Origin of the sequence: Chryseobacterium shigense (genome assembly GCF_014207845.1) — a bacterium.
Taxonomy (GTDB): Bacteria; Bacteroidota; Bacteroidia; order Flavobacteriales; family Weeksellaceae; genus Chryseobacterium; species Chryseobacterium shigense_A.
Genome location: NZ_JACHLC010000001.1, coordinates 1,628,118 through 1,654,528, shown reverse-complemented (window position 1 = coordinate 1,654,528; position 26,411 = coordinate 1,628,118). Strand labels below are relative to the sequence as shown.

The following is a 26,411-nucleotide window of genomic DNA, read 5'->3' as shown; positions in this document are numbered from 1 at the left end:
AGAGTTATGAAAAAAATATTTTTATCAATCGCATTAGTTTCTCTTTTAGCTAGTTGCAAGGATGATTTTTTAGATATAAAAGAAGAAGGAGAAATCGAAGCGTCTACATTCTTCACGACGCAGCAGGATGCAATGAATGGAACCAATGCTATTTACAGCTTTTTGAGAAGCTGGGAAAATTCAGCATTTCCTTATCAGTTTGTTTTCGGGGTGCCTGCAGATGATGTTGTAAAAGGTTCAAATCCAGGAGATGCATCATTTATTAATGAATATGATAATTTTACGTATACTGTTAGTAACGACGGAGTAAGAGGATATTGGATCGGTCAGTGGCAGGCTGTTAACAGAGCCAACCAGGTAATTTCCAAAGTTCCTGGAATTGAGATGGATGCCGATTTAAAAAACAGATTGGTTGCAGAAGCTAAAATGTTAAGAGCATATTTCTATTTTAATTTGGTGAGGATTTATGGCGGAGTTCCAATATTTGACGGTCTTCAGACGAACTATAATATTCCACGAAATTCTGTAGATGAGGTTTATAACTTTATTATTTCAGATCTTACGAGTGCTGCGGCTGTTCTTCCGCAAAGTTATGGCGCGGCAGATTTAGGAAGAGTTACCAAAGGAGCTGCTCTTGGGCTGCTATCTAAAGTTTACCTCTATAAAAAAGATTGGCAGAAAGCTTATGATACAACTAATCAGGTTATTGTAATGGGCTATGCTTTAGATTCTGATTTTAACCATTTATTCAGGCCGGCTGGAGAATTTGGATCAGAATCAGTATTTGAAGTTAACTGTCAATGTTCTGCACAATTTGGAGGCAGCCAGTACGCTGAAGTTCAGGGAGTGAGAAACCAATTTGGTTGGGGATTCTTTACCCCTTCTCAGGCATTGGAAAATGCATTTGAACCGGGAGATATCCGTAAAGAATTAACAATTCTTCGAAATGGGGAAACTACCCCGGAAGGAGACCTTATTGCAATGGGAGATCCTCAGTCTGTTACTACATACAACCAAAAAGTATATGTTCCAAAAGCACTTAATAATAATGCATGTGGATATGGATCAATTCAGAATATCAGAATCTTGAGATTCGCTGAAATATTATTGATAAACGCTGAAGCTGCAAATGAACTGGGGAATACCGCTACAGCAATTACCAACCTTAACAAAGTTAGAACCAGGGCACAACTTCCCGGAACTACAGCTTCATCACAGGCTGCTCTCAGAACAGCAATATGGCATGAGCGTAGAGTGGAATTGGCTTTGGAAGGTGATCGTTTTGTAGATTTGGTAAGAACGGGGCAGGCAGCAACAGTTCTTGCTTCTTACGGATTTAAAGCTGGAAAAAATGAATTATTTCCTATTCCTTTAGATGCGATGGATCAAAGTAACGGATTGTTTACCCAAAATCCAGGATATTAAATATAAACCATAAACTTTAGAGGAGAATGAAAGTTCTCCTCTTCTTTTAGTACAACCAAGGTAAAAAAGATTTCATGAAAAGGACCGTATTATCAATTGCCGTAACATCTCTATTCTTTGTATACTCCTGCAAAAACTCCCAGGCTCAGAAGCAGGAAACTGTACAAAATGAAGCTGTGAAAAGTAATATCACCGACGAGCAGCTTATGGACAGAGTTCAGAAAGACGCATTAAAATATTTCTGGGATTATGCCGAACCTAAGTCAATGTTGGGAAGAGAGCGTTATCACGAAGACAACATTTATCCTGATAATGACAAACATGTAGTAACAACCGGAGGTTCAGGATTCGGATTGGCAACCCTTCTGGTAGGCGTGGAAAGAGGATTTATTCCAAGAGAAGAAGCTGTAAAAAGACTGACTCATATGATGGATTTTCTTGCCAAAGCAGACCGTCACAAAGGCGCCTGGTCACACTGGATCAATGGAGAAACAGGAAAAACTGTTCCTTTCGGTAAAAAAGATAATGGGGGAGATTTGGTTGAAACAGCATTCCTTACCTCAGGAATTCTAATGGTACGTGAATACTTTAAAAACGGAAATGCAGAAGAGAAAGCCTTAGCTTCAAAATGTGATGAGCTTTGGAAAGGAATTCAGTGGAACTGGTACACCAAAGGAGGTCAAAAAGTGCTTTACTGGCACTGGTCACCCGAATATCAGTGGGAAATGAACTTCCCTCTAGAAGGGTATAACGAATGCCTGATCACTTATATTCTTGCAGCTTCATCACCTACATATCCTATTGATGCAGAAACCTATTACAAAGGCTGGGCGAGAAGCGGAACCTACCTTACAGATAAAACAAAATACGGACTTCCTCTGTATGTAAAACACAATTATGCCGAAGAATACGGCGGACCGCTTTTCTGGTCACAATATTCCTACATCGGTCTGGATCCAACCGGACTTTCTGATAAATTAGTGAAAAACTATTTTAATTTAAACAAAAATCAGGTCCTCATCGACTATAAATACTGCGTTGAAAATCCAAAACAATGGAAAGGTTATGGACCAAATTATTGGGGATTGACAGCCGGATATACAAGAAATGAAGACGGAAGTACGGGCTATACCGCCCACATGCCTGGCAATGATAATGGCGTGATAACACCTACTGCTGCATTGAGCAGCTTTCCGTATACACCAAAAGAATCTATGAATTTCCTGAGATTCCTTTATACTCAAAAACCTGAATTTATTGGTTCAGCGGGACCTTATGATGCCACATCCATTAATTACAACAATTGGTTTACTCCAAGATATTTAGCAATAGATCAGGGAACGATAGCTCCTATGATTGAAAATTACAGAACAGGTTTTCTTTGGAAATTATTTATGAATGCACCTGAAATTCAGCAGGGACTTAAGAAACTAAGCTTCAGGTCTGAGAAGTATAATATTAAATAACTGAATTTTTAATATTATCTTCAACGGGATTTCATTCAATAGAAATTAATTCAATAGCAACGGGCTTTAGCCCGTTTAAATAAAAAGATAATACACCAAATGGCTTTAGCCAAAACCTAAATAACAATATGAAATTAAAACTGAAACATCTTTCCCTTTTATTCCTGTCACTTTCATTGCAGGTGAATGCACAGGAAATAAAAGCAGAGTTAAACAAAGAATTTAAAAGAACAGAAAAGATATCCTATATTCTGGATTATCCTCAGAAAGCAAAAGGAAACGTACCTTTGATCGTCTTTCTTCACGGTTCAGGAGAAAGAGGAAATAATCTTGATGCAGTTAAAGTACATAGCCCGTTTACATATAAAAATCTGATCAAGGAGCCTGTAGCTATTTTAGCACCACAATGCCCTGCAGATTCTTGGTGGGATACGGTGACAATTTATAATCTGATCAAAGACATTCAGGAAAAATATAAAATTGATGCCTCAAGAATTTATCTTACAGGACTTTCACTGGGAGGTTGGGGAACATTGAAGCTTGCAATGGAACATCCTGAAATGTTTGCAGCAGTAGTACCGGTATGTGCACCTACAGATATGATTATGTATGCGAACATTAACCAGTATAAAAACCTCAACATGAAAATTTTTCATGGCGGAATGGATGATATCGTTTTACCGGAAAATGCCTTTAACTTTTACCAGAGATTACATCCGGTAAATCCATCGGCAGAACTGGTGGTCTTTCCGAATGATAATCACAATTCATGGGACTCTACCTATTCTGATCCCAAACTGTATGAATGGATGCTCTCTAAGAAAAAGTGAGAATAAATTTAAATAGAATAAAGACGCTAGCTATAACACAATCAATTTTTATCTCTGATAAAATCTTTGCGCCTTAAAACATAAAGCTTGAAAAAAATAGCGCCTTTGCGTTTTCCAACAAAAAAACGCCTCCCCGTTAAAACAAAAAAATAAAATTAGAAATATAATTTAAGAAGATAGATTTATGAAAAAGTTAATTGTAATGGCAACCCTTGCACTTTCTCCGGTGTTTTCCGCACAGGAAATGGTAACCAGGCCGGTTCAGTCTTACCAGACAGCCCAGTATCAGGCGAAGAAAAAGGCCTTTGTAGAAAACCTTTTGTCTAAAATGACTTTAGATGAAAAGATTGGCCAGCTCAACCTGCCTACTTCCGGGGATTTTACAACAGGACAGGCTCAAAGCTCAGATATCGGAAAAAAAGTAGAGCAGGGATTAGTAGGAGGATTATTCAACATAAAAGGAGCTGAAAAGATCAAAGCAGTTCAGAAAGTAGCTATAGAAAAAAGCCGTCTGAAAATTCCTTTAATCTTCGGAATGGATGTAATCCACGGTTACGAAACCACTTTCCCGATTCCATTGGGTCTTGCTGCTTCATGGGATATGAATTTGGTACAGCAGTCTGCCAGGATAGCTGCAAAAGAAGCTTCTTCAGATGGGATCAACTGGACGTTTTCGCCGATGGTGGACATTTCCCGCGAGCCAAGATGGGGAAGAGTTTCCGAAGGTTCCGGAGAAGATCCTTATTTAGGAAGTGAAGTTTCTAAGAATATGGTGTATGGTTATCAAGGAAAAGATCTTTCCGTTGGTAATACCATCTTAGCCTGTGTAAAGCACTTTGCATTATACGGTGCCGGTGAGGCAGGGCGTGATTACAATACAGTAGACATGAGCCATGTGAGAATGTTCAACGAATATTTTCCGCCATATAAAGCTGCGGTAGATGCCGGAGTAGCCTCTGTAATGGCCTCTTTCAATGAAGTGGACGGAGTTCCGGCAACCGGAAACAAGTGGCTTCAGACTGATGTTCTCAGAAAAATGTGGAATTTTAAAGGTTTCGTTGTGACAGATTATACAGGGATCAATGAGATGATAGAACACGGGATGGGAGACCTTCAGCAGGTGTCCGCCTTAGCTCTGAAAGCCGGAGTGGATATGGATATGGTAGGAGAAGGATTTTTAACTACCCTTAAAAAATCTCTGGACGAAGGAAAAGTTACGAAGGCAGAGATCGATATGGCTGCAAGAAGAATCCTTGAAGCAAAATACGATCTTGGATTATTTGATGATCCTTACCGTTACGGTGATGCGAAACTGGCTGCAAAAGAAGTATACAGCATGGAAAACCGTAATGTAGCAAGAAATGTAGCAGCTCAGTCTATGGTTTTATTGAAAAATGAAAATCAGGTATTACCTCTGAAAAAATCCGGTACCGTAGCTGTCATCGGTCCGTTGGTTAATAACTCACTGAATATGGCCGGAACATGGAGCGTAGCTACAAAACATGCCGCTTCAGTTTCATTAATGCAGGGACTTCAGGCCAATTACGGAAAAGAAGTGAAATTCCTTTCTGCAAAAGGCGCAAACATTGATTATGATGTTAAATTAGAGGACATCTATGCAGCTCACGGAAAAAAGACAGACAGAGACAGTCGTTCCAAAGAAGAATTACTGAAAGAGGCTGTTGATGTGGCAAGCAAAGCAGATGTTATCGTTCTGGCAATCGGAGAATCTGCGGAAATGAGCGGAGAATCCTCTTCAAGAACAGAAATTACCATTCCTCAGTCTCAGGTTGATTTATTGAATGAACTGAAAAAAACAGGAAAACCAATTGCTATGGTACTTTACACAGGTCGCCCACTGGCTCTGACCAATGTGAAAGATACGCCTGATGCTATCCTGAATGCTTGGTTTGCCGGTTCAGAAGCAGGAAATGCCATTTCAGACGTTCTGTTCGGAAAAGTAAATCCTTCCGGAAAACTTCCGATGACATTCCCTAGAAGCTTAGGTCAGGTTCCAATCTATTACAATGCAAAAAATACTGGTCGTCCTTTAAGTCAGGATAAAGTTGATAAATGTGAATATGAAAGATTCCGTTCCAATTATATGGATGAATGTAATACACCTTTATATCCGTTCGGATATGGTTTGAGTTATTCTAAATTCACCTATTCCGATCTGTCAGTTTCAAATTCCAATCCAAAAGGAAATCAGACTGTTCAGGCCTCAGTTACAGTGACCAATTCCGGAAACTATGACGGGGCAGAAGTCGTGCAATTATATATCAGGGATATGGTAGGAAGCATTACCAGACCGGTAAAAGAGCTGAAAGGTTTCCAGAAAGTATTCCTGAAAAAAGGAGAATCTAAAAAAGTAACCTTCGATATTACTCCGGAAAGTTTGAAATTCTACAACGGAGAGCTGAAGTTTGACTGGGAGCCGGGAGAATTTGATATCATGGTAGGAACCAGTTCCAATGATGTGAAACATTCAAAAATAAACTGGACAAAATAATAATAATCAAAGCCATTCTTTGAGTGGCTTTTTTTCTTATTTGGCATGATTTTTAATGGCACACTTGTAGATTTAATATAATAATTATGAAAAAAACTATTGTACTTAGCGCAATATTCATGGGATCATTCATCTTTGCACAGACAGTAGGTGGAGATAGAGATGCTCATGGATGCATAGGTTCTGCGGGATATACCTATTCTCAGATCAAAAAAGACTGTGTAAGAGTTTTTGAACAGAAAATTAAATTAACAGAAGTTGCTCCGAAAGGAAGCTCCACTTCAATGGCTGCTGTAATTTTCAGCAAAGACATGAAAAAAGCCGAAGTTTTCATCCCTGATACAGACGGAGAAAGCCTGATTCTTATCAGAGCAGGAAAAGGTAAAATCTGGAAAAAAGATGATTATGTTCTGGTTCCTTTCAAAAAAAATGAATACCAGCTTAAAAAAGATAACGTTGTGATTTACCAATAAAATAAAAGCCACCCGAAAGAGTGGCTTTGTTATTCAGCATAAAGTTAAAAAAATACCCTTTCAGAAATACTGAAAGGGTATTTTATATCTAATCTTTAATTACTTTCTTAAGCAATACTCCTTTATCAGTAAATACTTTGAAATAGTATACTCCCTGATAAGAGCTGTGAATACTTACTTTGGTAGTCTGGGAATTAATTCCGATTTGTTTCTGAATAATTCTTCCCTGTGCATCATACACTTCAACCGACTTGATTTTTGAACCGGCATCTATATTGACATCACCTTTTGTAGGATTCGGATATAATTTCACAGATCCGTCTTTTGAGGTTTCAGCAGTCTGCAGGGTTCCTTCAATATTCGTGGTTGCGTCATTGGTAACAATCGGGAAATTATAATCAAAATAGATATTGGCCTTATTTATTACCTGATCGCCCGGGGTAAGATTATTTTTTGATTTTACTTTCATCAGGATATTTCCATGACCGCCGCTTCCCAGATTGGCCATTTTCATAATAAATTCAACTTTGTTGTTTTTTATTCTTGTATAAGCCAAATGAGAGGCATTTTGTAACTGTAATGTAGAGATATCAAAATCTGCAGGATCTATATCCATTTCAACAACAATGTTAACGGCATTGGAAGTTCCTGTATTTTCAAAATTAACAATATAATGCAGGTTGTTGCCGACCATTGCTGAAGGTACCGTATTTCCTTCAATGCATACAATATCATTAGGATCGAAAGAATTCACAACGGTCTGCTTATAGGTGAATATATTGTCCTGAGGATTGATGTCGCCCGGAAGAGGATTTACACTGGAAGAGAAAATAAGCTGATCTCCCGAGTTAACAGGGTTGGTAGGATGGGTAGGGGTATTGATGGTAAATATAATTTCTGAAGCAGTATTGGCATATGGCTTTAAATTACTGAAATTAAAAGTGATCTGGTTCCCGGAAATTACATAAGGTAAAGAAGAGGAAACAAAATTCATTTTTGAGGTATCAAATGTAAGTACTGCGCTTCCGGACATGGTGGTATTTCCTTTATTTCTCCACATCAGTTTGTATTTGGCATCAAAGCCCGGTACAGCATTGGTTACAGGAGCGATTACCACTTCCAGGTCGTTGGCATTGCCGTTTTTCACAACACAAATATCCTGTGTAAAAATATTGTTATTATTATTCGGGAAGCTTGTGGCAAAAGAAGCAGGCATTACGGTGAAAAGAGAAGGGTTTTCCGGTTCTGCGGTTACTGTAAAGTTTCCGGCCTGAGTATAAAAATCATATTTGCCGTTGTTCTTTACAAAGGTTTCCCCGGTATTGGTCCCATCGTTTATTTTAAGCTTCATATGCTCGAAAATTTCATCACTGGTATCGCAGCCGTTGTTGTTTTCATCAAATCTTACCGTTCCGGTGATGGTGTTATAATTTCCGCCGGGAACGAAATTACAATATGTATTTACGTTGCATCCTGTAACCCCGCCACTAATAAGCATATTCTGTATTCCGGAAACTTCGCTGTCATCACAGCAGATATACTGAACGTTAGGGCAGTCCAATATAGCAACGTCATCTGCGACTCCGTTTTTAATAAATATTTTTTCAACATTAGGCATATCTATTATTCTTATCTGAGTAAGGGCCACACAATTATTGGCATTTACTGTTTTTAAATATGCGGAATTACTGCTTGGCGGATAATCATTCCAAACCGAGAGTTCCTGTATTTTTTGATGATTACTGACATCTACATCTGCAATTTTATTATTAGCTATCTCTAAAGATTCCAGATTCGGATAATTATATATGTTGAAAGTAGTAAGATCATTATTATACAAATTCAAATGTAACAGCAATGGAGCACTTACACTAAAATCTGTAAACTTATTCTGTGAAATATTTACGCTCTTGAGGTTAGTGTTATTAAGGAAGTCAATATTTGTAAGTTGATTACGCGTTACATCCAGCTCTTCTAAATTCGTACAGTTCTTAATGTTTAAATAGGTTAGATAATTATACTGTAGTTTTACACTTTGAAGAGAAGGGCAATTTTCTACATCCAGTTCTTCAAGCCCAAAGGGATATGGCCCGGTAGGAGAACCTGTAAATTGAAAAGTTTGTAAATTGGGATTGTTTTTAAAACTTGCGTTCCTTAAAGTCCCTAAAACTGCATAATTAGATATCAGCTGATATCCATACTGGAAAGAAGTGAGAAGGTTGTTGCTTGCATCTAATTTGACTAAACTCTCAAAATAGTTCAGGACGGTTCCTAGTGTGGTAATATTCGCATTTGATATGTTGAGTTCTGTTATAACCTGAACTTCACCTTCATCAATTTCCCCGTCTGCATTGGCATCAATAGTAAAATAGTTTCCGCTTACATCTTTTGCAACGGTATTAGAGGGTGAGGAAGACAGCAGTTTAGCTTTGAAATTTGCATCAGGAATGTTTATAATCTGTGCCTTAATGCCTAATGAGAGACAGAGAATGGGCACGAAAAATAATAACTTTGTTTTCATAAAGTGTTTGAATAATTTTTTATCAAATTTATTTTTTATTGTTTTTTTTAACCAGAGCGGGTGAGAATTTTGAGGGTTCTATTTAGAATTTACAGCCTGTTGATCTGTTCCTGCAGTTTTTCTTTTTTTCTCTGAGATACCGGAAGCTTCGATCCGTCCGACATAATGACAAAGCCGCCATCTTTTTTAATATAGGATTTCAGCTCATTCAGATTGATGAGGTGAGACTGGTGAATACGCTCAAAACCATGATCGCCCAAAAGTTCTTCATATTCTTTCAAAGTTTTGGAGATAATGACCGTTTTATGGTTCTTAATGTAGAATTCTGTGTAATTGTCTTCGCTTTCGCAACGGATGATATCTTTTATTTCAAACAGATGGATGCCTTCTGAGGTTGAAAGGGCAATCTTTTTAAAGCTTTCCGTCTTCCTGCTGATATTATCAAGAAGGAGTTCTATATGTTTATGCGTATTGCTTCTGTGCTGTATCTCTTTGATCTTTATGATTACATTTTTCAGTTCATCCGGATCTACAGGCTTTAACAAAAAATCCAGGGCACTGAACCTGAAAGCTTTGATCGCAAATTTTTCATGAGCCGTAATAAAAATAACGTGAGCTGAGATCTGTCCCTGCCTTTCATTGAGCTGTTCCAGGATATCAAAACCCGTCCCGTCATTCATCAGTATATCCAGAAATACAATTTCAGGTTTTTTATTTTCAATCAGTTCAATTCCGGATTTCACGCTTTCGGCTTCTCCCAAAAGTATAATATCCGGTGCGTAGAGCTTCAGCATTTCCTTCATGCCTTCCCGTAAATTGGCATCATCATCTATAATAACAGCATTAATCATAACTAATCTTTTATATATTCTAAAGGCAGTTCCAAAACTACCTTTGTTCCTTCAGGGGTATTGTTTTCTCCTTTTATTTCCGTCACCGTCAGGTTCACCTTTTTCTTTTCAAACTCTTCAAGTGTTTCCAGTCTTTTTTGTGAAATCTCCATAGCCATGGATTTATGCACGTTCACCAGATTTTCTTTCAGTTTTTTAGACGTTTCTATTCCTATTCCGTTGTCGGTGATTTCACAGATTAATGATTCTCCCGTCTGGCTGAATTTAATCTGAATGAAGCCTTTGCCCTCCTTGGGAACTACCCCGTGAATAACCGAATTTTCTATATAAGGCTGAAGCAGGAGAGAGGGAAGTGCAGTATCGTCTTCTATTAAAGGATCTTTGGTGATGGTAAAGTCGAATTTCTGATTAAATCTCAGCTGTTCAAGCTCCAGGTAATTTTTTAAAGATTCAATTTCCTTATCAATAGTAATAAGTGATTCCTTAGAGAAATCTAGTGTGAGGCGCATAAGTTTTGAGAACTTTGCAAGGTACTTTATGGCTTCCTCTTTATCATTCTGCATAATGAACGAAGAAATTGCTGCCAGGCAGTTGAAAACAAAATGAGGATTCATCTGAAGATGCAGTGCCTTGTGCTGAAATTCCGTCAGTTGCTTTTGAAGCAGTATTGTTTTTTCCCTTTCTTTATTACGGAAAAAGAAATACATTCCTGCCAGCATAATGATCAGTAGTAAAAGTCCGAAATACCATTTTATCTTCTCCCGGTTTGTTTTTTCTTTTTGTTCGATCTGTTGTTTTTCAGATTCAAAATCAAGCTCTGTTTTAATACGTTCCTTTGCATTTTCAATCTTTAAAAGCTTTTTACTTTCTGCACTGTAGTTTTTTAAATGAACAAGAGCCTGTTCCTTATTCCCTTTTTTATCAAAGATCTGGGAAAGCAGCTCTTCGCTTTTTACAGTAGTTTCAGGGAGATCCAGCTCTTTAGAGATAGTAAGGCTTTTGTTGGCAAATTCCAGCGATTCGTCAAGCTTGTTTTCACTATAATAAATTTTACCTAAAAATAAATAGGTATTGGACAGCCCAAATCTGTCTTCTGTACTTTTAAAAGCCTGTTCTGCCTTAAACAGGTATTCTTTGGCAGGTTCAAACTGCTTTTTAATTATGAAATATTGGGCAATATTGTTATACAGCTCTCCCTGTTCGCGGGGATTAGGATTTTTCTGAAACTCGCTCAACCCTTCATCAAAAAATATTTTCGCCTTTTGAGGAAGGTTTTTATCTAAATAAATGGAACCAATATTCGAGCACGAAACTCCCAGTGAAGCAGCTTTTATCTTCTTTTGTACAGCATAGGATTTCAGAAAATAATGTAAGGCTTTTTCATCATCGTCAATTGAGTGATAAATAACCCCGATATTATTATAAATCTTGGATAATTGCACTTCGTTTTGACTGCTTTCATATAGCTTCATTGCTTTGAAATCATTATGTAAAGCCTGGGAGTAATTATTCTGTTCCGAATATATAATTCCTTTGCTGCCAAAAGTTTTAGCCAGCATTTCCTGCATATTCTGATCAGTATGGTTAAGATTTGATATTTCTTGTTCCGTCTGGTCAAAATAGCTGAGTGCCTGATCGTAATTTCCTCGGATGATATTTGAAGTTCCCAGATTTTGCAGCGCCAGAATCTCTTCCTTTACATTATTGGCATTTTTTGCAGATTGTAATGCTTCATGCGCAAATTTTTGCATGGCATCCGGGTCCGAAGTCTTATAAGAGTCAGATATTTTATTTAAAACCTCTGCTCTTTTTGAAAGATCAGTAGTCCTGTTTAATATAATAACCAATGAATCCGGGACATTTTTTTGTGCCGGAAAAAAAGTAATTATGAAAAAAAAGAAAATAAGAGAATAATTTTTTTTCATCATTTGTGTTTCGGTGCAAATGTAGATGAATCCTGAAAAATAGGAAAATGCAAATGAGAAAACTCTGTGCTTCAGCGAGAATTCGATGCGGCGATAACCGGATGATGTATTTTAAAATACTTAATTTTTTGCAAGAAAAATAACCAGTAAGGATTAAAATTACGTTTTTGATTAAAAAAATGTATATTGGTATTACCAAATTATAGCAGAATCCGAAAAGCTTACAGAGTAGGAAAAATCAAAAAAATAATAGTATGAAAAACTTAAAAAAACTTTCAAAACAAGAATTAAAGACACTTCAGGGAGGTGTTCCAATGTGTTTGTCCGGTTACTTTTGGTGCTCATTTGTAAAGAAATGTATTCCTGTAGGAGCAGAATGCGGACTTGCTTAACATATGAATCTTAAAGTGGTGTAAAAATCACTATATGAAATCTTTATGTTATCTCCCATAAAAAATAAAGCCGTTCGGAAGAACGGCTTTTTCTATGATTTTTATTACTGGTCTGAATTTGTAATACGTAATTTCAGTTTTAGTAGCATTTATCAGGATCATAAGTTCTGCATGGCCCATTTTCGGTATATTGACAGGTTCCGTTAGGACATCTTCCTCCCGGTGGCGGAACCCAGCCTCCTGAAATCATTTTTAAATCACCTTTTGAAAGTTTTTTTAAGTTTTTCATAATAAGTTTGGTTTTAAGTTGTTATTTGATCTGCTTTTTAAGCTTGGTTTCACTAAATTAAAAAATAAAATAATATAAAATCACTTCCTGTTGAAAAAATAATTCAAATTGTAAAAAAAATGGAATGGAGGTAAGTCTTAGTACCATCAAAAATGAAATATACCGTCACTTCCGACTGAAATTTAAAAGAACACACTCTATTTTCATCTCTCAATGAAAATCCTTATTTTTGTACATCTAAAAAAGTAAAAGAAAGAATGAATTCCTACAAAAATCCATTGGAAGAGCGCTATTCCAGTGAAGAAATGTTGTTTAACTTCTCACATAACAATAAATTTCGTACCTGGAGAAAGCTTTGGATAGCGCTTGCTGAAATTGAAAAAGACTTAGGTCTTGACATTACAGATGGGCAAATTGCCGAACTGAAAGCAAATGCAGAAAACATCGACTATGATAAAGCGGCAGAATATGAAAAGAAATTCCGCCACGATGTAATGGCCCACGTTCATACGTATGGTGATGTAGCCCCTTCAGCAAAGGGAATTATTCATTTAGGAGCTACTTCAGCTTTTGTAGGAGATAATACAGACCTTATCCAGATCCGTGACGGACTTTTGATCTTAAAGAAAAAGTTGGTTAATGTGATGAAAAATCTTTCGGATTTTGCCATTCAGTATAAAGATTTACCCACTTTAGGATTTACCCACTTCCAGCCGGCCCAGCTTACAACAGTTGGAAAAAGAGCTACCCTTTGGTTACAGAGTTTGGTTCTTGATATCGAGGAGCTTGATTTCTTTCTTGAAACACTTCGTTTCAGAGGAGTAAAAGGAACTACCGGTACTGCTGCAAGTTTCCTTGAACTTTTCAACGGAGATTATTCCAAAGTAAAACATTTGGATAAAGAACTTTCAAAAAGATTCGGTTTCGAAAAGGTATTTGGAGTTTCAGGTCAGACTTATGACAGAAAAATCGATGCTAAAGTAGTGGCTTTATTAGGAAATATTGCGCAGTCTGCCCATAAATTCACCAATGATTTACGTCTTCTTCAAAACCTTAAGGAAATTGAGGAGCCATTCGAAAAAAATCAGATCGGTTCATCTGCTATGGCTTACAAACGTAACCCAATGAGAAGCGAAAGAATTGGAGCCTTGGCAAAATATGTGATGTCTTTAACGACAAGTTCCGCAATGGTAGCTTCTACCCAATGGTTTGAAAGAACTTTGGATGATTCTGCCAACAAGAGACTTACCATTCCCCAGGCGTTCCTTGCCGTTGATGCTATCCTGCTGATCTGGAATAACATCATGAACGGAATTGTTGTATATCCGAACAGAATCAACAAACATATTATGGAAGAGCTTCCTTTCATGGCGACAGAATATATCATTATGGAAGAAGTGAAGGCCGGTGGCGACCGTCAGGAAATCCACGAGGTGATCAGAGTTCACTCTATGGAAGCTTCCAAAAAAGTGAAAGAAGAAGGAAAAGAAAATGATCTTATTGAAAGAATCCTGAACGATGATTCTTTAAAACTGGACAAATCAAAATTAAAAGAAGTTTTAGATCCTAAAAACTTTATCGGTTTCGCGCCGATCCAGACAGAGGAGTTCATCAGCAATGAAGTTCAGCCTATTCTGGATAAAAATAAAGACCTGATAGGATTGGAGGCTGATCTTAAAGTATAAAGCATATGCAGTCCTTTTGGGCTGCATATTTTTTTGAAATTCATATGAAGTATTATTTATTATTTATTCTGATGTTGTTTCCTGTGATTATATCTTCTCAGGACTTTAAACTGAATAAAAAAATTAAATCAAATGAAAATTTTGAACATATAATTTCAGGAGTTATAGCTCCGGTTAATTTGGGAGAATTTACCAGAACAGGATTATTTACAAACTCTAAAAATGACAGTGTTTTTTCTGCGGAATATGAAAATAAAAATAATGATGCCCTGTTCCTGTTTAAAATAGTTCCAGGACGTTTGGATGAAGACAGGCTTTTTAATTATTATTTCGGTAATCTTAAAAGTAGAAAATATACTCCAAAAGAAGCTGTAAATAAAACAATTCATTTTAAAGATGGTAAGTTTAAGCTTAATGGAATAAGTACTTATTTTAAACATCTCGACAGATTGATCAATGTAAGAGTATATGATGCCGGGTTTTGGATGTTTGTTTCGGAAACCAGCCAGAAAGGAAATGATACTTTAGCTTTGGATAGCAGACAGGATGAGTTTTTGAAAAAAATAATGCCTTCAAAAATTGTTGAGAAAAACCCTCTGACAAGATATTCAAATATATTTTATGCACCGGCTGCTGCCCAGGATACATTACTGTTGAGGATTACCATGAGCAGTGCTACGAATAAAATGAAATGGATATATGAAAATGTTGATAAATATGGAAGAGCGTCAGGTATTCCCGGAATTCTTTTAAATTATCAGATATCCGGCATTAATGGTTTTATAGATTATAAAACAGAAAAAAATTCCAGCTCAATTAGTGGAGAAAATCCTGCAACCAAATTGATTTCTTTCTTTACGAAACTTAGAAATGACGGTTTTGTAGATGAATATTTAATGGAACAGTATTACTACTTACTAAGTCCACCGGAAAACCATCAATTTGATTATAAGGGCTATGAAAAGTGGAAGTTGGATAATTCAATAGATTATAATTTTGCGCATAGATTTTATATTATTGTAAATTCGCGGAAGAAGACAGATCTTAGCAAAAATGACTGATTATCTTTTTAATTTATATCAATATTAATATGAAAAGTACTTTTGTTCATTTAACAATGTATCCTGATAACCCTAATACTTATAATGTAAAATAGCTCCATGAAAAACCTTCCGATTTTTTTATTCATTTTACTCTCTGTGAAAAGCTTTTCACAAAACCAGAAAGATGTATATGCCATTATGGATGCCAATGCTCAGAAACTTGCACAAAAATCTGGAGCCTATTCCGTTTCCATTGGAATCCTGAAAGATGGAAAAACCTATACAAAACATTACGGAGAAATAGATAAAGGAAAAGGAAATAAAGCGGATGACAATACCTATTTTGAGATCGCTTCAGTTACCAAACTTTTTACAGGCCAGTTACTGGCAAAAGCTGTTCTGGAAGGAAAAATCAATTTAGAAGATGATATCCGTAAATTTTTAAAACAAGATTATCAGAATCTGCAATACCAGGGAACACCTGTTAAAATTAAGAACCTGCTTTCTTACACAACAGCACTCCCAAGAAGTTTACCGGATGAAGATAAACTATATGAAAAAACTACCGATGAAACCCCTTTTTTAATCAGAAACCTTGAAGCAGATTATACCAGGGAACAGTTTTTTAAAGATCTTAAAAATGTAAAACTGGATACAATTCCCGGGGTAAAATATAAATACAGTAATTTAAGCCTTGAATTGGCAGGTATTATTTTAGAAAATGTTTATGGTAAAGATGTGGAAACACTTTTTAAAGAAAATATTTTCTCAGGATTGGGAATGCAGCATACTAAGTTTAATCTGGGTAAAAATGAAAATTTAGCCAATGGTTACTATGATAACGGTAAGCTGATGCCCCATTTCAGCTCCCAGCTATGGGGTTCTACAGGAGCAAAAACCAAATCTACTTTAGGTGACCTGATGAAATTCCTGAAATATGAACTGGACTCAAAAAATAAAGTCGTACAGGAATCCCAGAAAAATATTGAAAACAGTAAAGAAAACTGGCACGGATACCTTTGGGATGATTATTATATCAGCGAATATGGTAAAGTCGGATTTAAACACGGCGGAGCCTTTGGAACACAAACCTGGTTTACCATCTATCCTGAATATAACATAGGAATCTGTATGATTATCAATGTAAGCGTGCCGGGAGGTGGCTACACCCTTCAGAATACGGCTTCAGAGATCATGGAAGACTTTACTTCCCCATCAGACAAAAAACAGGTTTACGGATATACCGTGAAAGGAAATAATGTTGTTTTTGAGTATAATCATCCAAAAAATATGGATTCAGGATTAATCAATACTATTTCTGTAGCAGGTTCATTTAATGACTGGAATCCGGTAAATAAAGAATACCGGATGAAGAAAAAAGATGCAAATCATTTTGAATTGGAAATTCCCCTGTCTAAGTTTGAAAAAGGCAAAACCTATTCCTTTAAATTTGTACTCAATAACGCATGGTGGGTAATAACCCCTAAAAAAGCTTCCAATGCAGACGGAACCAATGACAATAACCTGACGCTGAAGCTGTAAAAATAAAAAGAGAGCCAACCAATGGTTCTGAAAAAGAAAAAAGAAAGTAATAAATCTAATATTTAAAATCTGACATCTAATGTCTAATAACAAAAGAATTTTCGTAGAAAAAAGAGGAATTTTCGATGTTGAAAGTCCAAAAATTTTTGATGAAGTAAAAGCAGTCGTTCCATCGATCCAAAATGTAAAAGTATACAACATTTACGATATTTTCGGATTGAACGACGGAGAGTTCGGAAAAGTGGTAAACAGCACTTTTGTAGACCCTGTTACCGATATTTTACACACAGAAAATCCGGCAAAGGGAATCTTTTTTGCCATGGAATTTTTACCCGGTCAATACGATCAGCGTGCGGATTCTGCACAACAGTGTATCGCCCTATTAACGGAGAATGAAAAGTCTAAGGTAAGAAGCGGAAAGCTGATAGAATTTGAAGGCGTTTCTGAATCCGATCTGGTAAAAATCAAAGACCTTTTAATCAATAAAGTCGAATCCCAGCAAAAAGATTTATCAATTCTGGATATTCCTGCCGATGAGATACCTTCAAAAGTTCTGGTTCACGAAAACTTCATCAATTTCGATGATGCTCAGCTTGAAGAATTCTTTAACAACCACGGTTTTGCATTAGGCCTGGATGATTTAAAATTCATTCAGGAATACTTTAAAACAGAAAAAAGAAACCCTACAGAAACCGAGCTGAAAGTTTTAGACACCTATTGGAGTGACCACTGCCGTCACACCACCTTCGAAACACAGTTGTCAGATATCCGGTTTGAAGGAAAATTCAAAAATACATTGGAAACCATTTTCAATGACTATATCGAAAAAAGAAAATTCTTAGGCCGTGAACTGAAACCCATTTCATTAATGGATCTGGCAACAGTTTGCGGAAGATATTTCCATAAAACAGGCAAGCTGGAAAACCTTGTGGTTTCTGACGAAATCAATGCCTGTACCATCCAGATCGAAGCCGAATACGACGGTAAAAAAGAACCTTGGTATTTACTATTCAAAAACGAAACACACAATCACCCTACGGAAATTGAACCTTTCGGAGGAGCTTCAACCTGTTTAGGTGGCGCTATCAGAGACCCGTTGTCCGGACGTTCTTTCGTTTTCCAGGCCATGAGATTAACAGGTGCTGCAGATGTATTGGAACCGGTTGATAAAACCTTACCGGGAAAATTACCTCAGAAGACAATCACAAAACAGGCTGCCAACGGATATTCCTCTTACGGTAACCAGATTGGTCTGGCTACTACAATGGTTTCTGAAATCTATGACGAAGGGTATAAAGCCAAAAGAATGGAAGTTGGTTTCGTTACCGGAGCCGTTCCGGTAGATTGGGTAAGACGTGAAAAGCCGGCAAATGGTGATTCTATTATCATTTTAGGAGGTGCAACAGGCCGTGACGGTGTTGGCGGAGCCAGCGGAAGCTCAAAAGAACAGGATGAAACCTCTATTCACACCATGAGTTCTGAAGTTCAGAAAGGAAATGCCGTTGAAGAACGTAAAATCCAGAGATTGTTCAGAAACCCGGAAGTGACCAGGTTAATCAAAAAATCAAACGATTTCGGGGCAGGAGGTGTTTCTGTGGCCATCGGTGAAATCGCAGATTCATTAGAAGTGAACCTTGATGTTTTACCTTTAAAATATGAAGGATTAAACGGAACTGAGCTTGCTATTTCTGAATCCCAGGAAAGAATGGCCGTTGTAGTTGATCCGAAGGATAAAGAAAACTTCATCAGATTCTGTGAAGCTGAAAATATTGTGGCTGTAGAAGTGGCAAAAGTTACAGACTCCGGAAGAATGCAGATGTTCTGGAAAGGAGATAAGATTGTTGACCTTTCAAGAGCATTTCTGGACACGAACGGCTGTTCAAAAAGCCAGGAAGTAAAAATTACCCACCTTGAAGAAGTAAAAGAAGAAACGAAAGCGTTCACAGCAGAAAACTTCCTGAACATCTTAAAAGATAAAAACGTGGCTTCCCAAAAAGGGCTGCTTGAGATGTTCGACTCTTCAATTGGAGCAACTACGGTAGCAATGCCTTTAGGAGGAAAATACCAGCAGACTCTGATGGAAGGAAGTGTACAGACGCTTCCTGTTTTAGGAGCAAAAGATATCGAAACCGTATCTTTGGCAAGCTGGGGATTTGATGCCGGAATTTCAAAGCAGAATTCATTATTGGGAGCTTCTTATGCAGTGATAGAAAGCGTTGCAAAAATCGTTGCCATGGGTGGCGATTACAAAAACATCAGGTTAAGCTTTCAGGAATATTTCGAAAAGCTGGGCCAGAACCCTGAAAAATGGGGGAAACCTTTAGCTTCTTTATTGGGAGCTTATGATGCCCAGATTAATTTAAGTTTGGCAGCAATCGGGGGTAAAGATTCCATGAGCGGGACATACCAGGATCTGAATGTGCCTCCAACGCTGATTTCTTTTGCCTGTGCCAACGGTGATAAGAAAAATATCATCTCTCCTGAATTTAAAAATGCAGGAAATAAACTGTATTTCTTCAATCATACTGCTCAGGAAAACGGTCTTCCAAACTATGAAAGCTTAAAAGGAATCTTTGAATTTATCTTTGAAAACATCAAAGCCGGAAAAATTGTTTCAGTAAAAACAGTTAAAGACGGCGGTGCTGCCATTGCTTTAGCTAAAATGAGTTTCGGGAACAGGTTGGGAGCAGAAGTAAATATTGATGAAAATGCTTTGTTATCTAAAAATATCGGTAGCTTGATTATTGAATCAAAAGAAGAACTTAACAGCGCTGCTCTTCAGTATATCGGAGAAGTAAAAGATTCAGGAACTTTAAAAATAAATAACCTTGAATCTTCAATCTCAGATCTTGAATCAGCTTATACAGGAACATTTGAAAACCTTTTTCCAACCAAAGAAAAAGAAAAGCTTACGGTTGAAATTGATGAGAAATCAAACTCTATCAATCCAAGAAATATCATTATTAAAAAGCACGGAATTGCCCAGCCGAAAGTATTCGCACCGGTTTTCCCGGGAACCAACTGCGAGTATGATACCTTAAATGCTTTTGCAAAAGAAGGTGCAATAGTAAGCAGTTTACCTTTAATCAATATCAATCACCAGTTATTGGATGAAAGCATTGATGCATGGGTGGAAGAGATCAGAACATCTCAGATTCTGGCATTCTCAGGAGGTTTCTCAGCAGGGGATGAGCCGGACGGTTCCGCAAAATTCATTGTCAACGTCCTGAAAAACGAAAAAATGAAAAATGCTGTTCACGAGCTGCTGGACAGAGACGGTATGATTATCGGGATCTGTAACGGGTTCCAGGCTTTGGTTAAATCTGGTTTATTGCCTTACGGAAGAATCAAAGATCTGGATGAAAATTCTCCGACATTGGCTCACAATGCCATCAGAAGGCATATTTCCCAGATGGTGAATGTAAAGGTGGTTAATGATGAAAGCCCATGGTTAAAAGGAATGAAAGATCAGGTATTTACCATTCCCATTTCTCACGGTGAAGGCCGTTTCATGGCTTCCGAAGAAGAAATTCAAAAACTTTACGAGAACGGGCAGATTGCTACCCAATACATCGATCTTAACGGAAATATTGCCCACGGAATGCCGTTCAATCCTAATAATTCATTATTCGGAATTGAAGGAGTTACCAGCCCGTGCGGAAAGATTTACGGAAGAATGGGGCACCCTGAACGATTTGCAGAAGGCCTCATGAAAAACATACCTACCGCGAATTACCACAATATATTCAAAAATGGAGTGGAGTACTTCAAATAAAAATAACAGGAAAATGACCGTCATTAATGGCGGTCATTTTTCAAATCTGGCCGGGTTTTATGATGAGGTTTCATCTGTTCTTATGAAGGATGCTGACTGGAAAGTAGGAACACTGGACGGCTTTGATGATATTTTGTACGGAGGTTTCGGTGTCTTTGAAAACGATGAGGAAATAGAGATGATCTGGAAAGAATCCCAAAAATCAGAAAAAGATCTGGGCTTTGACGCAACCCGCAGCTTTTATGAGAACAAGATCAGTCAGGGAAAGCCTTTCAATATAGATCTTATACAGCATAAACTGGATGAATTGGTCTCAGGAAAAGGGCAGACCTTATTTGATATTTTAGTGGAAATTATAGAATCACACCAAAATATTACACTAATTTTGGATTGATTTTAGATTAATGATGAATGGTCAATTGTAAACAATAAATGATATATCTACTAAACATCTGACATCTGGCATCTGAAATCTAGTGTCTAATATCTAATATCCACATCTTATTAAACATGAAAAAAATGATTTACGGGCTGTTCTTTGGAGACAGCATCACATATGGGGAGTATGACGGCGTATTCGGAGGCTGGGTAGATATTCTTAAAAGATATGCACTCCAGCAGTTCCATGAAGGAAAAAATGAACTGATCCTCTTTAATCTTGGAATCGGAGGCGAAACCACAGTCGGGCTGCTGAAAAGGATGCCTTACGAGCTGGCAGCCAGAAATTCAGCAGAGGGAAATGTTGTTTTTATCGGGTACGGAGCCAATGATCTGGCAAAAAAAGACGGAACCCATATGGTAAATCTGGAACAGTTCAGGAATAACATCAATGAAGCGATTCATCATGCAAAACAATACACCAATGATATTTATCTGGTAAACATTCTCCCGGTTTCTCAAAAAGTAGACGGGATAGAAAGTGCAACCGGAAAGCTCAGAACAAATGAAGAAGTAATAGTTTACAATCAGATACTTAAAGATGTGGCTTCCGAAAATTCAGTTCATCATGTTGATTTTCATGCTGCTGTCCTGGATGATAAGGAAATTTTACTTTCTGCAGACGGTGTACATCCTAACGAAAAGGGTTACGGAATAATGGCAGAAACTGCAATATCCATCATAGAAAAATATTTATAATAGCCTATCTGTTCTTCCGGAGTGCTTTTTTATTGAAATACATATTTCCGGTAAATAATTATCCCTGTAATAACGGCCCCGATGGTCAGTAAAAGGACCGCTGCGGCAGAAATATCCTTGATAAAACCAATTCTTTTATCGAATTCAGGCTGTACAATATCGCATATCTTTTCTATAGCGGTATTGAATATTTCGGCACCCAAAACACTTAGTGAAGCCATAAGAATGAGTATTGTATCAACCGCTGAAAGCCTGAAATATAAAATCAGAATCAGGTTAACGAAAAATGCTGCAAGCTCAATCCGGAAATTCCTTTCCGTCTTCATCATCAGGAAAACACCGCGGAAAGCATTCAAAAAACTTTTGTGAATAGGTGGTTTCTGCATGGCTTATTTTTAACAAAGATAAGATTTGTATTTTGATGAAAATAATAAATTGGAAACCTGTTTTTCTTAATCTGTACATGAAAAACTAGGGATAGGTTTTTGTATCCAAAATCAATAATCAGTGTTAAATTTGAGTATCAAATCAGTCCTGAAAACAAATTGATGATATTTGTTCAAAACTCCTTAAGATTATTTTTTTCATTATAGTTTCTATTTATTATATTTGTAGAAACTTATTTTTAAATCTATGAAATTTATTATTTCAAGTGGTGAACTGCAGAAAGCATTGCAAACTGTAAGTGGCGTAATATCAAGCTCTCAGTCGAGACCGATTTTAGAAAACTATCTTTTTGAATTAGACGGAAATAACGTTACCATTACAGCATCTGATGGCGAGACTACTCTTGTGACTTCTCTGGAAGTAAAGTCTGACGATTCGGGTAAATTTGCCGTTCCTGCTAAAATTTTTCAGGATTTTATCAAGACCTATGGTGAACAGCCTTTGACGTTCGTTGTGAAGGATAATGCTGAAGGAACCGGAAGCCAGCTTGAGATTTTGGATGAAAAAGACAACTTCGCTGTAGCACTGGATAATGCTGATGATTACCCGGAATTACCGGAATTTGATGCATCCCAGAGCGTAACAATGCCGGCAGGAGTTCTGTCTGAAGCATTGACGAATACTCTTTTTGCTACAAGTAACGACTCTCTTCGTCCTGTAATGACCGGAGTACTGTTCCAGTTTGGAGAAAACGAAACCAATTTTGTTTCCACAGATTCCCACAGACTGGTGGTCTATAAAAGAGCAGACCTGATGAATGCCGAGCCAATGGAATTCATCATGCCTAAAAAACCTCTGAACATTTTCAAAAACATACTGGCAAGTTCCAATGAAGACGTTACCATCGATTTCAATGAGAATATGGCTAAATTTACTTTTGGGAAACACATCTGGATCTGCCGACTGATAGACGGTAAATACCCCAATTATACAGCAGTAATCCCGAAAGAGAATCCAAATGTACTGACGATCAACAGAAACCTTCTTTTAGGAGCGATCAAAAGAGCATCCATTATGTCTAACAAATCTACCAACCAGGTGAGATTTAAATTATCTGCCAATATTCTTCACCTTCATGCAGAAGATACCGAGTATGCAAACAAAGCGGATATGCAGATTCCTTGCGATTACAACGGAGAAGATATCAATATTGGTTTTAGCTCTAAGTTTTTAACGGAAATGCTTACCATTTTAGGTTCGGACGATATCACTATGAAAATGTCTCAGCCTAACAGACCGGGAATCATTGAACCGCTTGACGGTCTTGAAGAAAGTGAAAATATTCTGATGTTATCAATGCCGGTAATCGGATTATAATATTTTAATGCATAAAACTACAAGAGACTGAATCTTTCAGTCTCTTTTTTATTTCAACAAGCAATTAAAAAGTAAAATAACGTTATATATTCGGTTTTTTACAGGGAAATTCTCTAAATGAATAGGAGATGATTAATCAAAAACTATTTGTTTTAAAATCATTTCTAAATTTCTCTATTTCTTAAAAAAACACGACATTTGTACTGGAAAAAAATTCAAATAAAATTTTCAAAATTTAATAAATGAAAATATCAAACAACTGGCTGAAAGACTTTATCAAAACGGAACTGAAAACTGAAAGAATCGGAGAATTCCTTACAGATATTGGTCTTGAAGTAGAGGGGATAGAAAAATTTGAAAGTGTTAAAGGAAGTCTGGAAGGTATTGTAGTAGGTAAAGTATTGACGTGTGAGAAACACCCGAACGCCGACAAATTAAAGAAAACGACAGTTGATGTAGGGAATGGGAAAATATTAAATATTGTTTGTGGTGCTCCTAATGTTGAAGCAGGGCAAACAGTTCCTGTAGCCGTTGTTGGAACTAAAATCTATGACAAAACCGGAAACTTTTTTGAGATCAAGGAAGCGAAAATAAGAAGTGAAGTTTCCCAGGGAATGATCTGTGCAGAAGATGAACTTGGCCTTAGCGATGATCATGGCGGAATTATGGTTCTGGATGAAATAAAATACCAGGTAGGAAAGAATTTTGCTGACTATTTTGAATTGACTAATGATGAAGTAATTGAGATTGGTTTAACACCCAACAGAACCGATGCCATGTCGCATTACGGTGTTGCAAGAGACCTTCATGCATTCCTTTCAACGAATCAGCAGAAATCAATATTTACAAAAGTAGCTTCTGTAGCTTTGAACGTTGAAGGTTCACACAGTTTCACTTTAGAAGTGGAAAATAAAGAACTGTGCCCAAGATATATCGGAGCTGTTATTGAGGACGTAAAAGTGGCAGAATCTCCGGCTTGGTTAAAAGACAGACTGAAAGCAATCGGCTTAAGCCCGATCAACAATATTGTAGATATTACGAATTATATTCTTCACGGATACGGCCAGCCTCTTCATGCATTTGATGCCGATAAAATTACCGGTAATAAAGTGAAGGTGGGAACCGTAAAAGAAGGGACAAAATTTACCACTCTGGATGGTGTAGAAAGAACATTAAACGGTTCTGAGGTGATGATCAAAGACGGAAAAGATAACCCGATGTGTATTGCCGGTGTTTTTGGTGGTGCCAGTTCAGGGGTATCCAATGAAACAAAAACCATTTTCCTGGAAAGTGCTTATTTCAATCCGGTAGCCGTGAGAAAAGGCGCTAAATTCCATGGTTTAAATACAGATGCTTCTTTCAGATTTGAAAGGGGAGTAGATCCCAATATGACCAGAACAGCAATTACCCATGCTGTTAAAATGATCCAGGAACTTGCCGGAGGAAAATTAGCAGGAGATTTACTGGAAGAATATCCGAAGAAAATTGAGGACAATTATGTAATCATCAGGTTCTCAAGAATCGAACAGATACTTGGAACAAAAATCCACAGAGAAAAAGTAAAAGAAATCCTGAAGTCCCTTGAAATCCAGGTTCTGAATGAAATCCAGAACGGTCTTGAAATCTCAGTACCTGCTTACAGAGCAGATGTAACAAGAGAAATAGACGTCATTGAAGAAATTTTAAGGATCTACGGATACAATAAAATAGATGCTCCGCAGAAAATTTCATTTACTCCGGTAAAACTGAGTGCCAACGATCAGGACGAGCTTGAAAACAACTGGGCGAGAACTTTACAGGGGCTTGGCTTCAATGAGGTGATGAACAACTCTCTTACATCTGTAAAAGATGAAAAAGATGCTGTAAAATTACTGAACCCCTTGAGCGGAGATCTTGCGTTTATGAGAAAATCCTTATTGGAAGGTCTTCTGCAAAATGCGGTTTATAACATCAACAGAAAGAACCAGGATATCAAATTTTTTGAGTTCGGGAAAATTTATCATAAAAGAGATAAGTACGAAGAAAGAAAGCAGCTTGCCCTTCTTGTTTCGGGAAGAGATGTTGCCGAAAACTGGCTGCAGCCTAAATCTGCGGTAAGCTTCTATCATCTTAAAGCTTATGTGAAAGTTTTGTTGGAAAGACTTGGCATTACTTATAAGGAAATTCCTTTAACGGATGAAAGATTTTCTGATGCATTGGCTTATGAAACAGGAGAAAAAGCTTTGGTAAGAATAGGAAAAGTATCTCCGATTCTACTGAAAGACTTTGATATCGATCAGGAATGTTTCTACGCAGAAATTGAGCTTGAATTGGCTCAGGAACTGCGTTCTAAAAATGTTCTTAAGTTTAACGATATTCCTAAATTCAATAAAATCAGAAGGGATCTTGCTCTGTTGATCGATAAGAACATCAATTATCAGGACCTGTACGAGACTGCCAGAAAGAACAAATCACCTTACATCAGGAATATCAACTTATTCGATGTTTATGAAGGAAAAAATCTTCCTGAAGGCAAGAAATCGTATGCAATGAGCTTTGAGCTTTTAAATGAAGAAAAAACACTGGAAGAAAAAGAAATTGCTTCCGTGATGGATTCATTAATCAAAGCATTCCAGAAAGAATACAATGCAGAATTAAGATCTTAGTTAAGAATAAAATCATATTGGAACGGGCTGTAAAGCCCGTTTTTTATTTGCAACCTCACACACATCCGCATCATCTTATTTTTAACGTTATCATCTGCTCAATAACGGAAGACTAAAAAATAATCCTAAAATAGAC

The 26,411-nt window shown here is 37.1% G+C and carries 19 protein-coding genes; 14 read left to right on the top strand and 5 right to left on the bottom strand.

Going from position 1 to position 26,411, the window contains the following annotated elements; translation table 11 throughout:
* Window positions 1–6 precede the first annotated feature (6 nt).
* The 5 genes from HNP36_RS07610 to HNP36_RS07590 all read left to right on the top strand — a co-directional run bounded on the left by HNP36_RS07610 (window position 7) and on the right by HNP36_RS07590 (window position 6,706).
* Window positions 7–1,425: a RagB/SusD family nutrient uptake outer membrane protein gene (locus HNP36_RS07610; RefSeq protein ID WP_184158814.1), complete on the top strand. Its 1,419-nt coding sequence runs from the start codon at window positions 7–9 to the stop codon at window positions 1,423–1,425.
* Between the two features lie 74 nt (window positions 1,426–1,499).
* Window positions 1,500–2,891, top strand: coding sequence for a glucoamylase family protein (locus HNP36_RS07605; RefSeq protein WP_184158816.1), 1,392 nt, complete (start codon window positions 1,500–1,502; stop codon window positions 2,889–2,891).
* A 128-nt stretch (window positions 2,892–3,019) separates the two neighbouring features.
* On the top strand, window positions 3,020–3,721 hold the full coding sequence (locus tag HNP36_RS07600) for a prolyl oligopeptidase family serine peptidase (RefSeq protein WP_184158818.1): 702 nt from the start codon (window positions 3,020–3,022) through the stop codon (window positions 3,719–3,721).
* A 184-nt stretch (window positions 3,722–3,905) separates the two neighbouring features.
* Window positions 3,906–6,233 carry a beta-glucosidase BglX gene (gene bglX, locus HNP36_RS07595; protein WP_184158820.1) on the top strand — a complete coding sequence of 776 codons (2,328 nt, stop codon included), beginning with the start codon at window positions 3,906–3,908 and terminating at the stop codon, window positions 6,231–6,233.
* A gap of 86 nt (window positions 6,234–6,319) precedes the next feature.
* A complete protein-coding gene (locus HNP36_RS07590; RefSeq protein WP_184158822.1) occupies window positions 6,320–6,706 on the top strand; it encodes a hypothetical protein in 387 nt (128 codons plus the stop codon).
* Between the two features lie 88 nt (window positions 6,707–6,794).
* Here HNP36_RS07590 and HNP36_RS07585 read toward each other — a convergent pair whose 3' ends face one another.
* The 3 genes from HNP36_RS07585 to HNP36_RS07575 form a co-directional block, all read right to left on the bottom strand.
* Window positions 6,795–9,227 (bottom strand): T9SS type A sorting domain-containing protein, encoded by a 2,433-nt coding sequence (locus HNP36_RS07585; RefSeq protein ID WP_184158824.1) that lies wholly within the window; start codon window positions 9,225–9,227, stop codon window positions 6,795–6,797.
* Between the two features lie 89 nt (window positions 9,228–9,316).
* On the bottom strand, window positions 9,317–10,078 hold the full coding sequence (locus tag HNP36_RS07580; protein ID WP_184158826.1) for a LytR/AlgR family response regulator transcription factor: 762 nt from the start codon (window positions 10,076–10,078) through the stop codon (window positions 9,317–9,319).
* A 2-nt stretch (window positions 10,079–10,080) separates the two neighbouring features.
* On the bottom strand, window positions 10,081–11,925 hold the full coding sequence (locus HNP36_RS07575) for a histidine kinase (protein ID WP_184158828.1): 1,845 nt from the start codon (window positions 11,923–11,925) through the stop codon (window positions 10,081–10,083).
* 332 nt (window positions 11,926–12,257) lie between these two features.
* Between HNP36_RS07575 and HNP36_RS07570 the strand changes: the two genes are divergently transcribed.
* Window positions 12,258–12,395: a bacteriocin-like protein gene (locus tag HNP36_RS07570; RefSeq protein ID WP_184158830.1), complete on the top strand. Its 138-nt coding sequence runs from the start codon at window positions 12,258–12,260 to the stop codon at window positions 12,393–12,395.
* A gap of 139 nt (window positions 12,396–12,534) precedes the next feature.
* Here HNP36_RS07570 and HNP36_RS07565 read toward each other — a convergent pair whose 3' ends face one another.
* A complete protein-coding gene (locus tag HNP36_RS07565) occupies window positions 12,535–12,684 on the bottom strand; it encodes a bacteriocin-like protein (protein WP_184158832.1) in 150 nt (49 codons plus the stop codon).
* A 257-nt stretch (window positions 12,685–12,941) separates the two neighbouring features.
* On the opposite strand from HNP36_RS07565, the gene purB reads away from it, so the two are divergent.
* The 6 genes from purB (at window position 12,942) to HNP36_RS07535 (ending at window position 21,866) form a co-directional block, all read left to right on the top strand.
* Window positions 12,942–14,369, top strand: a complete 1,428-nt coding sequence (purB, locus tag HNP36_RS07560; RefSeq protein ID WP_184158834.1) for an adenylosuccinate lyase — start codon at window positions 12,942–12,944, stop codon at window positions 14,367–14,369.
* Between the two features lie 44 nt (window positions 14,370–14,413).
* Window positions 14,414–15,430, top strand: coding sequence for a hypothetical protein (locus HNP36_RS07555; RefSeq protein WP_184158836.1), 1,017 nt, complete (start codon window positions 14,414–14,416; stop codon window positions 15,428–15,430).
* Window positions 15,431–15,529: 99 nt separating this feature from the next.
* Window positions 15,530–16,954 carry a serine hydrolase gene (locus HNP36_RS07550; RefSeq protein ID WP_184158838.1) on the top strand — a complete coding sequence of 475 codons (1,425 nt, stop codon included), beginning with the start codon at window positions 15,530–15,532 and terminating at the stop codon, window positions 16,952–16,954.
* A gap of 79 nt (window positions 16,955–17,033) precedes the next feature.
* Window positions 17,034–20,729 (top strand): phosphoribosylformylglycinamidine synthase, encoded by a 3,696-nt coding sequence (locus tag HNP36_RS07545; protein ID WP_184158840.1) that lies wholly within the window; start codon window positions 17,034–17,036, stop codon window positions 20,727–20,729.
* A complete protein-coding gene (locus tag HNP36_RS07540; protein WP_184158842.1) occupies window positions 20,707–21,123 on the top strand; it encodes a ribonuclease inhibitor in 417 nt (138 codons plus the stop codon). Before HNP36_RS07545 ends, HNP36_RS07540 begins: the two co-directional genes overlap by 23 nt.
* A 116-nt stretch (window positions 21,124–21,239) precedes the next feature.
* On the top strand, window positions 21,240–21,866 hold the full coding sequence (locus tag HNP36_RS07535; protein WP_184158844.1) for an SGNH/GDSL hydrolase family protein: 627 nt from the start codon (window positions 21,240–21,242) through the stop codon (window positions 21,864–21,866).
* A 29-nt stretch (window positions 21,867–21,895) separates the two neighbouring features.
* Here HNP36_RS07535 and HNP36_RS07530 read toward each other — a convergent pair whose 3' ends face one another.
* Window positions 21,896–22,252, bottom strand: coding sequence for a diacylglycerol kinase family protein (locus tag HNP36_RS07530; RefSeq protein WP_184158846.1), 357 nt, complete (start codon window positions 22,250–22,252; stop codon window positions 21,896–21,898).
* Between the two features lie 247 nt (window positions 22,253–22,499).
* Between HNP36_RS07530 and dnaN the strand changes: the two genes are divergently transcribed.
* Window positions 22,500–23,630 carry a DNA polymerase III subunit beta gene (dnaN, locus tag HNP36_RS07525; protein ID WP_184158866.1) on the top strand — a complete coding sequence of 377 codons (1,131 nt, stop codon included), beginning with the start codon at window positions 22,500–22,502 and terminating at the stop codon, window positions 23,628–23,630.
* Between the two features lie 242 nt (window positions 23,631–23,872).
* Window positions 23,873–26,275 (top strand): phenylalanine--tRNA ligase subunit beta, encoded by a 2,403-nt coding sequence (gene pheT, locus HNP36_RS07520; protein WP_184158868.1) that lies wholly within the window; start codon window positions 23,873–23,875, stop codon window positions 26,273–26,275.
* Window positions 26,276–26,411 lie beyond the last annotated feature (136 nt).